Origin of the sequence: Hyalangium versicolor (assembly GCF_020103695.1) — a bacterium.
GTDB classification, from domain to species: domain Bacteria; phylum Myxococcota; class Myxococcia; order Myxococcales; family Myxococcaceae; genus Hyalangium; species Hyalangium versicolor.
Genome location: NZ_JAHXBF010000018.1, coordinates 1 through 12,069, shown reverse-complemented (window position 1 = coordinate 12,069; position 12,069 = coordinate 1). Strand labels below are relative to the sequence as shown.

10 protein-coding genes are annotated in these 12,069 nt (G+C 67.3%); 4 read left to right on the top strand and 6 right to left on the bottom strand.

Going from position 1 to position 12,069, the window contains the following annotated elements; all coding sequences use genetic code 11:
• Window positions 1-75 precede the first annotated feature (75 nt).
• Together KY501_RS32950 and KY501_RS32945 are read left to right on the top strand one after the other, a co-directional pair.
• A complete protein-coding gene (locus tag KY501_RS32950) occupies window positions 76-1,209 on the top strand; it encodes a THUMP domain-containing class I SAM-dependent RNA methyltransferase (RefSeq protein ID WP_224367649.1) in 1,134 nt (377 codons plus the stop codon).
• An 86-nt stretch (window positions 1,210-1,295) separates the two neighbouring features.
• Window positions 1,296-2,153, top strand: coding sequence for a hypothetical protein (locus KY501_RS32945; RefSeq protein ID WP_224367648.1), 858 nt, complete (start codon window positions 1,296-1,298; stop codon window positions 2,151-2,153).
• Between the two features lie 17 nt (window positions 2,154-2,170).
• On the opposite strand, the gene KY501_RS32940 is transcribed toward KY501_RS32945, so the two are convergent.
• The 3 genes from KY501_RS32940 to KY501_RS32930 all read right to left on the bottom strand — a co-directional run bounded on the left by KY501_RS32940 (window position 2,171) and on the right by KY501_RS32930 (window position 5,237).
• Window positions 2,171-3,772 carry a sensor histidine kinase gene (locus tag KY501_RS32940; RefSeq protein WP_224367647.1) on the bottom strand — a complete coding sequence of 534 codons (1,602 nt, stop codon included), beginning with the start codon at window positions 3,770-3,772 and terminating at the stop codon, window positions 2,171-2,173.
• Between the two features lie 74 nt (window positions 3,773-3,846).
• Window positions 3,847-4,851, bottom strand: coding sequence for a PilZ domain-containing protein (locus tag KY501_RS32935; RefSeq protein ID WP_224367646.1), 1,005 nt, complete (start codon window positions 4,849-4,851; stop codon window positions 3,847-3,849).
• An 11-nt stretch (window positions 4,852-4,862) separates the two neighbouring features.
• Window positions 4,863-5,237: a response regulator transcription factor gene (locus tag KY501_RS32930; RefSeq protein ID WP_224367645.1), complete on the bottom strand. Its 375-nt coding sequence runs from the start codon at window positions 5,235-5,237 to the stop codon at window positions 4,863-4,865.
• Window positions 5,238-5,320: 83 nt separating this feature from the next.
• On the opposite strand from KY501_RS32930, the gene KY501_RS32925 reads away from it, so the two are divergent.
• On the top strand, window positions 5,321-6,712 hold the full coding sequence (locus KY501_RS32925) for a M20/M25/M40 family metallo-hydrolase (RefSeq protein ID WP_224367644.1): 1,392 nt from the start codon (window positions 5,321-5,323) through the stop codon (window positions 6,710-6,712).
• A gap of 13 nt (window positions 6,713-6,725) precedes the next feature.
• On the opposite strand, the gene KY501_RS32920 is transcribed toward KY501_RS32925, so the two are convergent.
• Genes KY501_RS32920 through KY501_RS32910 form a run of 3 tightly spaced genes read right to left on the bottom strand, consistent with a single transcriptional unit; the run spans window position 6,726 to window position 11,159 of the window.
• Window positions 6,726-7,541, bottom strand: coding sequence for a hypothetical protein (locus tag KY501_RS32920; protein ID WP_224367643.1), 816 nt, complete (start codon window positions 7,539-7,541; stop codon window positions 6,726-6,728).
• 30 nt (window positions 7,542-7,571) lie between these two features.
• A complete protein-coding gene (locus KY501_RS32915) occupies window positions 7,572-10,781 on the bottom strand; it encodes a choice-of-anchor D domain-containing protein (protein WP_224367642.1) in 3,210 nt (1,069 codons plus the stop codon).
• A gap of 33 nt (window positions 10,782-10,814) precedes the next feature.
• Window positions 10,815-11,159: a hypothetical protein gene (locus tag KY501_RS32910; RefSeq protein WP_224367641.1), complete on the bottom strand. Its 345-nt coding sequence runs from the start codon at window positions 11,157-11,159 to the stop codon at window positions 10,815-10,817.
• A 244-nt stretch (window positions 11,160-11,403) separates the two neighbouring features.
• Here KY501_RS32910 and KY501_RS32905 point away from each other — a divergent pair, with 244 nt between their 5' ends.
• The gene (locus KY501_RS32905; RefSeq protein WP_224367640.1) at window positions 11,404-11,949 is read left to right on the top strand and encodes a hypothetical protein; all 546 of its coding nucleotides are present in this window, start codon (window positions 11,404-11,406) and stop codon (window positions 11,947-11,949) included.
• The last annotated feature ends 120 nt before the right edge of the window (window positions 11,950-12,069 follow it).

The window sequence follows — 12,069 nt, the reverse complement described above, 5'->3', positions numbered from 1 at the left end:
TCCCCTTAACGCAAAAGCAGGGCGTTCGCCGATAGGGATTGCGGCCTCGGGCCGGGCGCCCACAATGGGCCGCGCGTGACGAGCATTCCAAAGAAGGAGCAGGTCTTCGCCGTAGCCCCTCCCGGGCTGGAACCCGCGCTGGAGGCGGAGGCTGCGGCCCTGGGCCTGGCGCCCCGGCGCGTGGAGGGCGGTGTGGAGTTGGAAGGCCCCACCGGGCTGCACCAGGAGGCCAACCTCCGCTTGCGCACCGCCAGCCGGGTGCTGCTGCGCCTGGGCACCTTCCGCGCCCCGGACGTGGGTGCCCTGACACGCGGGCTCGGGGAACTGGACCTGTCGAGCGTGTGGAATGGCCAGGAGACGCCCAGGCTCTCCGTGGCGGCGCACGATTCGCGGGTGCCGACGAACGCGGTGCCGTCTGCGGCGGCGCGGGCCTGGCGGCTCTCCAGTGTGGGGAAGGCGGGCCCGCTGGACGAGGAGGAGGAGAGCGAAGGCCTTACGCTCCTGCTCCGGCTCGAGGGCGTGGAGTGCACCGTGAGCGCGGACACCAGCGGAGCGTCCCTCCATCGGCGCGGCTACCGGCAGGAGATCGGCCGGGCCCCGCTACGGGAGACGCTGGCAGCGGGCATCCTGGAGCTCGCGGGCTATGACGGGGTGGAGCCGCTGGTGGATCCGATGTGCGGTTCGGGCACGTTCCTCATCGAGGGGGCGTGGAAGTCCATGCGCCGGGCGCCGGGCCTGGAGCGCACCTTCGCCTTCGAGCACTTCCCCCGCTTCGATGCGGCGGCCTGGGATCAGCGCCGGGCCCGCGCCCGGGCGGAGTCGCTGACGGCCCCCCGGGGCTCCTTCCATGGCTTTGACATCAACGCGGGGGCACTGGGCACGGCCCGGCGCAACGCGAGGCGGGCCGGGTTGACGCTGGCGCTGGAGCGGCGGGACGTGAAGACGCTCGATGCACCCGTGCCGGGATTGGGGCTGGTGGTGGCCAACCCGCCCTATGGAAAGAGGGTGGGGGAGGGCGGTGAACTCCCCGCGCTCTACCGGGCGTTGGGGGCCACCCTGCGCCGGTCCTTCCAGGGCTGGCGTGTGGCGCTGCTCGTCCCCGACGACGAGGCGCTCATCCGCGAGCTGGGACTCAAGGAGATCAAGAGCTTGCGAGTGCGGAACGGTGGCCTGAGGTGTCGGCTCCTCATGGCTTCTCACTTTTTGTAAGACAGCACGCAACTCCTTCGCACATGGTCCGATAATGTGGGTCATACCCCGTCGTTTCCGACATTGTGGTCGGAGAGGAGCTGCCCATGCTGTCGTCCATCTCCCCTCGCGTTGGTTCGAACCCGATTCAGTCTCTGGGCTCGCGAGGCCAGGCTCCCAAGGGAGAGGCAAAGGCCGGCGCGGCGAAGGGGTTGGATTCGAAGGACGCCGAGTCCCTGCAGAAGGTGCTGGGCTCGCTGGAGCAGATCCTCGAGCAGCTCGTGCAGAAGCTGAGCGGTGGGAAGGTCAACTCGCTGGGCGGTTCGGAGTCGGGCGGCTCGTCGGGTTCCGGCTCGGGTTCGGCCAAGGCCGTGGGCGGCTCGTCGGGGTGCTCCAAGAAGGACAGCTTCACCCCCAGCAGCCAGAAGGCGGCACCGAGTGGACTGCCCTCGCTGGATGGTTCCAGTGGCCCGGCCAAGGCTTCGAAGGCCAACTCCTCGAACGAGACGGGCGGGGACATGGTCGCGGGCATCAAGGTCACGGATCCGCGGCTGCGCGACGCGCTCGAGAAGATCGCCAGCCACCCGGATGGGGCCAAGCTGCTCGCGGCGGCCAAGGCCAACGGGCTGAACAGCATCTCCGCCGACTCCGGCCTGAACCCGGACGGGGGCTCCGGCACCGAGGGCCTGACGACCTGGGGCAACGGGAGCACGCGCATCGACATCGCGGATCCCAGCAGCCCTGATCTGATCCACACGTTGGCTCACGAGCTGGGCCACGCTGCCACGACGGGCGATGGTGACTCGCAGCTGGAGGAGAAGACGGTCGACGCGCTGGGCGAGCGCATCCAGCGGGATCTGACCGGGAAGGCCTCCGGCTTCAACCTCGACGTGGGGGCCTACGGCAACCTGGCCGGGGACAACGGCATCTACAGCAGCCTGAGCTCGCTCGGCATCGAGATCTAACGCACGGCCCCGCGCCGTCAGCTGTCCAGGGATTCGGGCAGCTTGAGCTCGAAGCGCGCTCCGCCTCCGGGGCGCTCACTCACGCCCACGGTGCCGCCGTGCGCCAGGGCCACGCGCCGCACCACGGCCAGGCCCAGCCCGGCCCCCGTGGCGCGGCTGGTGAAGAAGGGCTCGAAGACACGCTGCGAGTCCACGCCCGACAGACCCGCGCCCTGATCCTCCACCACGACGGAGACGCCGCCGGGCACGCGCGCCAGCACCAGCCGCACCTTGCCTCCCAAGGGGGAGGAGCGGAGCGCGTAGCGCAGCAGGTTGGACATCGCCAGTTGCACCAACGTCTCGTCCGCTTGGACCAGGGGCAGCTCTGGCTCCTCGAGGATTTCGACCTGGGCCTGGGTGGCCTCCGAGACGGGTTGCAGGCTCTCCACCGAGCGCCGCGCCACCTCTCCCACGTGCAGGGGCCGAGGGCGCAGCTCGAAGGGGCGGACCACGTCCAGTAGATCCCGGACGATGTCCTCGAGCCGGGTCACTTCCTCCTCCAGCATGGACACCGCGCTGGCGCCGATGGAGCTGAGCCGCGGCTCGCGCTTGAGCACCGTGGCCACATTGAGGATCGCGCCCAGAGGGTTGCGCACCTCGTGGGCAACCACACCCGCGGCCTCGCCCAGCACCGTGAGCCGCTCCTGCTCCACCCGATCGGACTGGAGCCGGGAGACCTCGGCCAGGCGGTGCGCCGCCTCGTGGTGGTGACGCACGTTCTCCAACGCGCTGCCAATGATGCTGGCGAACAGCTCCAGCGTGCTCGCGCTCGCGGGAGTCAACGCCTGGCCGTGCACCGCGAGGATGCCGTAGGCCGTGCCTCCAATGAAGATGGGCGCGTCCAGGGAGCGCGTGTTGGGGAAGGTGCGCCAGAGGAACTCGGCCAGCTCCGAGTCGCGGAACTGCTCCAGCGTGGGGTGGATGTCCTGGGCGTAGGACGCCTTGCGCTCCGTGAGCACGGCCTCCATGTGGGGCAGGCTGCCACGGGGGAGGCGCACCTCCTGGAGGGGGCGGCCATAGTGCTTCTCGCTGAAGGCGAGGACCACCGGATCCTGCCGCACGGCGGAGTTGACGAACGCGTCACCGTCCAGTCGCAGCACCGAGGCGTGGAAGCCCTGCTGGTGGATGGCCTCCACCGCCATCTCCAGCACGGACCGCTCGTCCCGGCAGCGCATCATCTTCGCCGCGGTGCTCACCAGCGTCTCGGTGAGGCGGCGCACGCTGTCCTCCCGCTCCATGTCGAGCACCACCACCAGGTGCTCGTCCGGCCGGGGACCGGGGGTGGCCTGGAAGTGGCACATGCGCTCCCGCCCGTTCGCGCTCCGCAGGCGCAGCCAGAATCCTGAGTCGGGCATCCGCTCGCCGGGGGCTCGCGTCTCGTAGAGAGGCCCCAGCCAGGGGTGCTCCTGTGGCATGAACTGGCGGATGAACTCCGCCATGGAGAGCTGCGACAGCTCCTCCGTGGCGGCGCCCAGCAGGGCCGTCAGCGCGGGGTTGGCGTACACCACTCGCTCGGCGCGCACGATGGCCACCGGGATGGGGAGACCCTCGAGTGGCTGGTACTCGGAGGCGCCGGACACGGGCCCAATCCTGAAGGGCCCGCGCTCGGGGCGCAAGCGTGCCGCGCGATACGCTCGAGGGCTGTGCGCCGTCCTCAGACCTTGGGGGCGTGGCTGCGCACGTACTCCTGGAGGAAGGTTTTCTCCTCCGCGCGCAGGCCCGCGAGGCCCAGCCCGTAGCCCTGGGGCTGCTTCCCGTCATCCAGCGCGTGCTCCCAGATGACGGCGCAGCGCAGCTCGATGGAGCGAGACGGCTGCTCGAAGTGCAGCCGCAGGTTCACCTTCGTGCCCAGCTTCAGGGGCCGGCGGGTGGTGATGAAGAGCCCGCCCGAGGCCAGGTTGATCAGCCGGTGATCGGTGAACATGCCCAGGTTGCGATCGGTGACGTGGATGTCCGCGTGCACCTGATCGTTGAGGGTGCGCACCGACAAGCCGACGAACTCCTCGCTCGAGTAGGTCGGCGCGGCCACGTGCTTGCGGACGGCCGTCGCCACGGCAGCGGCGGGCTGGAAGGGCGCCGTGGAGCCGGGGGGTGGAACACCGCGGGCGACGGGTGCCACGGGCGCAGGGCCCTTCACCGGCACGGGTGTGCCGCGGACCGGGGTGCCCTGGGCGAGCACCGGCACGGGCGTACCGCGGACCGGGGTGCCCTGGGCGGGGCGCGTCTCCGACTCACGCATCTTCTGTGAGAGGAAGTCGAACATCTCCTGCGAGGCCCTGCGCAGCTCCTGCGAGGTGTCCGGCTGCAGGTGCTCTGGCGAGAAGCGCTTGGCCATGCGGAAGAAGGCCAGGCGCAGCTCATCCAGGGAGGCGCCCGGCTTCACTCCGAAGACTTCATTCGGAGTCTTGAGCGCCTGCAGTTCCCGGAGCCGGGAGCGGATCTGCTCGGCCTGCTGCTTGTCGGCGCCAGCCACGGGCCTGGCGGCGGCGACGAGATCCCTCACCTCCTCGAAGTCCGCGAGGGGGATCCACGTGTTGCCGTCCCGCGAGGCGCGGGTGACGGCCTTCAAGCGCCCCGAGCCGATCAAGTCCCGCATCGCCTGGAGGGTGAGGGGGCCGAGGACACGGCCGGCGGTATCGCCAATCCAGTAGTTCGCCATGGGGAGGCCTCCTACTGAGCAAGGGCTTGGCGTACGGCCGAGGCGATCTCCAAGGGGTGGAAGGGCTTGCCCACGAAGCCCACCGCGCCGGCGGCCAGGGCCTGCTCCACCACGGGCTCGGCATCCATGCTGCTGATGACGAGCACCCGCGTACGGGGGGACGTCTTCTTCATCGCCGCGAGCACCTCCAGGCCGCTGCGGCGGGGCATGAACAGGTCCAGGAACATCAGCGCGGGCTGCTCGCGCTCGGCGATGGCGAGGCCTTCCTCGCCGTCCGAGGCCTCGAGCAACCTCAGCTCGATGCCGGTTTCCGCCAGGGTGTCTTTGAGGATGCGCCGCACGAAGTTGTCATCGTCCACGAGGAGGAGGGTCGGAGCGTCGGACATGGCCCCATGATAACCAGGAGAACCCGGCCTTCGCCCAGCGGGGTGAGCGCACGGCGGCGCGCTTTTGCGATATGGAACGTTCCATGCCCATCGACCAGGCGTTGACCCGTTTCGAGTCTCAGAAGAACGCGTACTTGGAGGATCTGAAGACCCTGGTACGCATCCCGAGTGTTTCCTTTTCGGGGTTTGATCCGGCCCAGGTGCGCAGGAGTGCCGAAGCCACCGCGAAGCTGCTCAAGGACCGTGGTTTTGAAAATGTGCAGCTCCTCGAAATCGAGGGAGCGCATCCGTACGTGTTCGGCGAAGTGCTGAAAGCGCCGGGCAAGCCCACGCTGCTGTTGTACGCGCACCACGACGTGCAGCCGCCGGGGGATGCGGGGGCGTGGAAGAGCGCGCCGTTCGAGCCGGAGTTGCGAGACGGGCGGCTCTACGGCCGCGGCGCGGCGGACGACAAGGCGGGGATTGTTGTGCACACGTCGGCGGTGGACGCATGGCTCAAGGGTGTGGGTTCACTACCACTCAACGTGAAGGTGATCATCGAGGGCGAGGAGGAGGTGGGCAGCGATCACCTCACGGCGTTCCTGCAGAAGCACAAGGACCTGATGAAGGCGGACGCCATCGTGCTGACGGACACGTCGAACTTCGACGTGGGGTTGCCGTCGATCACCACGGCGCTGCGCGGGCTGGTGACGATCGAAGTCGAGGTGCGGGCGCTGAAGCAGGCGGTGCACTCGGGGATGTGGGGTGGGCCGATTCCGGATCCGGTGATGGGGCTGTGCCGGATGCTGGCGACGCTGACGAACCCGGACGGGACGATTGCCATCCCGGGTGTGCTGGACAAGGTGAAGCCGCTGACGGAGGCGGAGAAGCAGAGCATCCAGTCGCTGCCGGGGGACGACGCGTACTTCCGTCAGCAGGTGGGGTTGCTGCAGGGGGTGCAGATGATGGGAGGGGGGCGGCACCCGTGGGAGACGAACTGGCGGCAGCCGTCCATCTCGATCAACGCGATCCAGGCGAGCAGCCGGAAGGACGCGCGTAACATTGTCTGTGATTCGGCATGGTCGCGGGTGGGGATCCGGGTGGTGCCGGACATGGACGCGGCGGACGTGCAGAAGAAGCTGGTGGAGCACCTGAAGAAGGTGACGCCGTGGGGGCTGGAGCTGAACATCAAGCAGGATGCGCCCTCGGGCTGGTGGTACACGGACTCGGGGCACCCGGCGTTCCAGGCGGCGTTCCGCGCGTTGAAGAAGGGCTACGGGAAGGACGCGGTGACGATTGGGTGCGGTGGCTCGATTCCGTTCGTGGAGCCGTTCGCGAAGGAGCTGGGCGGAGTGCCTGCGCTGTTGATTGGCGTGGAGGATCCGTACACCAACGCGCACTCGGAGAACGAGAGCCTGCACGTGGGTGACTGGGAGAAGGCGATCCGCGCGGCCATCCACCTGTACGAGGAGCTGGCGCAGACGCTGGGGCGCTGAGCCCGGGAGTGCTTCACTCTGGGACGGCGTGCCCGAAGAAGTAGCGCGCGCCGTCCTGGTAGCGCTCCGACTCGTGACTCTCGAGGAAGCGCTCCACGATCTTCGCCGCGTCTCCTGGCTGGATGACGCGGTCACGGTAGAACGCCGAGCAGTCGATCCCAGTCGACGCTTCGAACTTGCGGCGCAGCGTGAATGGGAATTGCTGCCCCCTCAGCTCGAGGAGGAGGCGTTCGGCGAGCCGTACCACGCCGAACCGCTCTCCTCGGAGGAGCAGCACCCTATCGGTTCCGAACTTCTCGGTGCGCTCGTGATAACGCCGCGTCACCGCGTCGAGATACTCCTTGAGCGAGGCGAAGGAGTCGGGGCGGCTGAGAGGCCCCGGCTTGGGTTCGAGCAGCCAGGAGAGGTGGATGGGCAGGATGGCCGCGTCCTCGAACTCCGCCACCTGCTTGTAGGCCCGGAGCAGGAGTGGAACGTCCGCGAGCAGACCGCGTGACTGCACAACGTCACTGAAGTCCAGCGTGGCCTCGAAGCTGTCCGTCGCATCGAGCATCAGGGCGACATCATTGATGATCGAGGAGGGCGCGGCATCTCCCAGGAGCGTGCCGCACAGCCCCTCGAGGATGGGAGAAGGCGCCTCGTCATAGATGCGTACCAGATGAGCCGTGGGAGCAAAGTCCCCCTTCCGGGCCGCGGCCTGGATGGCCGCCCACCGCAGCCATGGGTCAGCGCTGAGTTCGTCCGGTGCCACCCCAGCCACCGGCTCGGGGCAACCGAAGTACCCTTTCCCTTGCCAGTCGATCCCCTGCTCCTCGAATTCGCTCGTCACCAGTCGCCGCCTCGTGAACGCGTGGTCCTTCTATTTGCTGATCCTCAACTGCAGCGGCCCGAACCGGCCGTCCAGTCCCCTGCAATAAGCACAGAGACTGCCATGGGCCTGGAGATTGCCCACATTGGCCGGGCACGCCCCCGCTCCCTTGGGAACCAGGTGATTCACCTGACGCTCGTCCTGGATCTCTTTCTGGGAGGGGGCGTAGCCCAGATGCCGTGTCAGACTGTTGCGGACGACGCTCTCCTTCGGGATCCGGAGGCGCCTCTGCACGGCCTTACGCTGTGCATTCCATTCGGAGATGACCGTGTTGTACTCGGCATCGGTGACGGGGCGGAAGAAGCGGCTGCATGGATTGTAGGGGATCACGTGAGTGACCCCAGCACATGTACAGCCTCGAGCCACCCGGTTCCCAACGTCCGCCATGAGCGTGTTGTACGTTCCGGCATGTGCAGCGGCGGTGGGCGGGGTCTTGAAGTCGACGGTCCTGTACCAGTCGTCCATGCTCATCGGGAATCCCGCCGAGTGGCCGGGGTTGACGCCGCAGCAGGGACACGGCAGTGCAGGCGCATCGATCTCGATGGGATTGGACTCGACCCTGTACTTCGGTGACGGATCGTTGCGCTTCGGGTCGTCCGCGATGAGCTCCCCGTCGACATAGGCCGCCGCGAGAAAGATGTTCTTGTTGTAGCCCGACTTGTGTTGCGCATGGACACCGGAGAGCTCCAACTCTCCCGTGGCGACCCCGTTCACATCCGTGAGGCAGGTGATAGGAGTGTCGGGGTTGACGTGTTTCCACACGTCCGGAAGCGTCGTCGCGTTGTCCTCGTGGGCGACCAGGCGGAAGTGGAGCCGGATCCCCTGGAGCTTCTCGCTGAGATGGGCGCTGGCCTTGTACTTGGGACCCTTCTCGGGGTTCAGCGGCGCTGCGGGCTCGTTGACCTTCTGCTTGTAGCCCGCTGTGTCCGGCGTCACCTTGGTGAGCTTCACGACGGTGAAGCGCGCCCAGTCTCCGTTGCGCTTGATCTCCTTGGCGAGCCCGCCCGCGCCCCGGTCGAGTCCCACGTCGACGCGAGCGTGGCGAAGCGCCTTGCCCGCGGTGGAGCCCTGCACCCAGAGCGTCACGTCGCCGGCATTGAAACGGGCTTGATCGAGCGCGATCTCCGCCGCCCCGCCCCCGCCGGCCGCAGCCTGGCAGAGCTCCACGCCTCCGCTGTCCGCATGGACCTTGACCATGACCTTGTAGTCGGCGCCGCCCACGCTCCACAGCTTGTCGTCGGGCTTCTTCACGACCACCTTCGCGCGGCCGAAGTTGCCCCCGTCCTGTGCGTGAAGCAGCCTGCCGAGCTTCACCTTGTCGGTGTCCGAGATGACGGACTCCGCATGGGGCTTGGCCGCCGCGAGGGTGTACGGCTCCAGACCGAGCTGCACGACGATGATCTTCTGGGTGACCTTCTCCGTGACGCGGAAGCCAGGGCCTACCGCCTTCTCGGGTGTGAGCGTCAACTCCACCTCACCGGCGGTCTTGCCCTTGAGGTAGAGCTTTTTCTTCTCGGGGCCCGTGAGCTCCTGGTACGTGAGCGCCTTCAGCGGGTCATGCAGGTCCTTGCCCTTGTCGTCGAGGTAGATCTCGACGCCGGGCGAGGCGGTGAAGAACGCGCCCTTCTGGAATGGCTGCCCCTTGATGGTCTCCTGAAGGCTGAGCTCCACGCGCGTCAAGTCGGTGAGGACCTTCGTCTCTCCGCCATCCTGGTGGTTGGCCAACTGCTTGTCGAACAGCACGGCCTTGTATTCCAGCTCGATGAGAGGCGTGACGACGTTGACGGGCTTGATCTCGATGGGTTCCTGGACGGGACCCTTGGCTGTGATGCGCGGGTCGGTAGGAGGATCCAGCCGCAAGAGCACCTTGCCCTTCCTGGCTGCGCCTCCCTTCACATAGAGGGGCTTGCCCTCACGGAGCTCGTCCGCTTCGAACGACTTCGCCTCGATCGTGCATGCCTCGTCCCGGTAGAGCTTGGGGTTGCCCTCGACAACCTCCACGTGCCCCTTTCCGCTGTACGCCGACCGCTCGGGCGTCTCCTGCAAGCCCACCTTCAGGACCGCCGCCGCACAGTGGGGTGCGCTCTCCGTGTCATGCCAGCCCACGGCCTTCTCCGGTTGCAAGGTGGGAGTGATCTCGAAGAGCTTGATCAGCTCACCGTGCAGGGCGACGGCAACCTTCGGGGTGTTGTGCGCGTTCGAGGAGATCTCGAGCCGGCCGTCCTTGATGCCGGGCGTGTCGGGCCTGAACTCGAGGCCCACGGTCTTGGATGAGCCCGCGCCGATCGTGAGCTTGGGCTGCGTTTCCTTCACGAACGAGAACGGCGCTTGCACCGCGAGTTCCACCTCCAGGGGTGCGTTGCCGGTGTTCTTGATCTGGAGCTGCTCGGCCTTGCCGAAGCGGCCTTCCTTCACCTCGCTCCAGAGCAGGTCCGCGAACGAGAGCTTCTCGACGGGTGCGCTCCCGGAGGTGACCTCGATCAACGGCTGGGTTGCCTTGCCCGTGAGCTTGACTGGCCACTCGGCCTTGTTCTGGGCATTCGATGTGATCGTCAGCGCCGCGGTCCTGTTCCCGAATGATTTCTTCGGGGCGAAGTGGACGGCGATCGTGGACTCCTGATCCGGCTCGATGACGGGGTACTTCGGCACGAACGAGAAGCAGTCGGCATGCTCCCCGGTCATCTCCAGGTTCTCGACGATGAGAGGCGCCGTGCCGGTGTTCTTCAGGCGGATGTTCTGAGCAGGGGAGGCCGCATCGACGAGCACGTCGCCGAAGTCACCCGGCGCGACAACGTCGATCTGCGGATGGCCCTGGACCACGACATGGATGGAGTCCGAGGCCTGTTGACCGCTCCAGGTGTAGACCAGGTGGATGTCGAGGCCCCCGGGCTTCAGGGCCTTCAAGGTGATCTTGTCACCGGCGATGTTGTCCCAATCGACGATCCGCCCCTGGGTGATCCTCCATTCGAAGGTTCCTCCTGCGGGAGACACGGCGGTCGAATGCAGCACCAGTGTGGAGACTCCCTCGCGAGAGGGCCGCAGGATCAAGGTCGCCCGGGGTGCCTCGAGGATCCGGGCCGTCACCCGGGGCTTCTCGGTCTGGCAAGGCACGACCACTTGCTTCGCGGAGGTGGTGTCCTCCTTGACGGCGGCGGACTCCATGCTTTCGAAGCTCTCGAGGTCCTTGGGCACCTGGTACATGGCGTCTCTCTCTCCAGGCCACGAAAGGGCAGGTCAGCGGCGCTCCGCGCGCGCGCGTGCCACGAGCCGCTCGATCTTGTCCGCGGGACTCAGCTTCGCGTCGTTCAGAAGGGCGCGTGCCCAGTCCTCCGCGGTGTCGAAGCCAGCGCCGAGCAGGAAGGCCACATTGAGGTAGCGGAACAGATCCCTTCGGGCTGTGAAGCCATAGCTGAGGGCCCGGTTGATGAGCTTGTCCACGGTGAAGCGCAGCTCCGCGTCGCCAAGCGACGAGCAGTGGCGAGGCCAATGTTTCTTGAGGCTCGTGGCGAGGTGTTCCTTGTAGGAGTCCAAGGCCTCGTGCTCGAACCGGGCCCGTTGAGCGTCTCGAATGATCAGCACCGTGCCCTCCCGCATGAGCAGGCCCCACAGTGGGAACTGAGCACAAGAGCAAGTGAGGTTCCAACCAGCTTCTTCGCCCTGGCTCGACGTAGGGTGTCCGCGCCCTCTGGCCCGGAGCATGCCAGACTCGAGAGCGCGGATCGCATATCTCCGTGAGGTGGAACATTCTGCAGCGAAGAGACGGGAGCCTTCGGGGCATCCTCGGAGTCGTGGCACTGGTGGCGGTTGTGGGCTGCTGAAGGCGGTGGCCGGGCCTCCGAGCACGAGCCTGGGCCCCTTCAATGGCTCGGTCACCGTGTGTAACCAGGGGACAGTGGGAGGCAGTACCGAGGTCGAGGTGCACGCGACCTGGGAGCAGGGCGGCTCCTCGTCGCCCTCCCTGCCCATCGCGACCCTGTCCATCGGGTTCCTCCCCCCGGGACAGTGCCAGACGCAACCGGTGAGGGGTTGGCTGCGTGGAGTGGCCGCGGGGGTGTACGTCCTGGGCGCTGTGGCAGATCCGGGCCACACCACGCCCGAACTTCAAGAGGACAACAACAGCAAGGTGGACGGGCGCTTCGGCCTGGGCGTGCGGCCGGACTTCGTGGTGACGGAGGTGAGCGGGCCCCCGAGCACGATTCCTGGCTCATTCATCGCGGCCGTGACGGTGTGCAACTCAGGCACTGCGCCAGGGAAGACCCAGGTCGATTTGTACGCCTCTCCCACTCCGGGACTCCTTCCGCCCATGCCAGGCCTCTCGCCCCTGGCTCATGCTCGGCTCGTGGGGAGCATGCCCAGCAATTCCCTCTAAGAGCGCCTAACAAAAGTCAGGATTGAAGGCGACGGAAGAGCATCAGGCAGCAGCCCAGGACGAGGAGGCCGAAGTGGACATCGTCCCGTCGTTCGTCGCGTACGCGCAGGCGGCGCTGCT

Coding starts and splice junctions, on each gene's coding strand:
- KY501_RS32945 (WP_224367648.1), top strand. CDS start 1,296: ATGCTGTCGTCCATCTCCCCTCGCGTTGGTTCGAACCCGATTCAGTCT.
- KY501_RS32935 (WP_224367646.1), bottom strand. CDS start 4,851: ATGGCGAACTACTGGATTGGCGATACCGCCGGCCGTGTCCTCGGCCCC.
- KY501_RS32930 (WP_224367645.1), bottom strand. CDS start 5,237: ATGTCCGACGCTCCGACCCTCCTCCTCGTGGACGATGACAACTTCGTG.
- KY501_RS32925 (WP_224367644.1), top strand. CDS start 5,321: ATGCCCATCGACCAGGCGTTGACCCGTTTCGAGTCTCAGAAGAACGCG.
- KY501_RS32915 (WP_224367642.1), bottom strand. CDS start 10,781: ATGTACCAGGTGCCCAAGGACCTCGAGAGCTTCGAAAGCATGGAGTCC.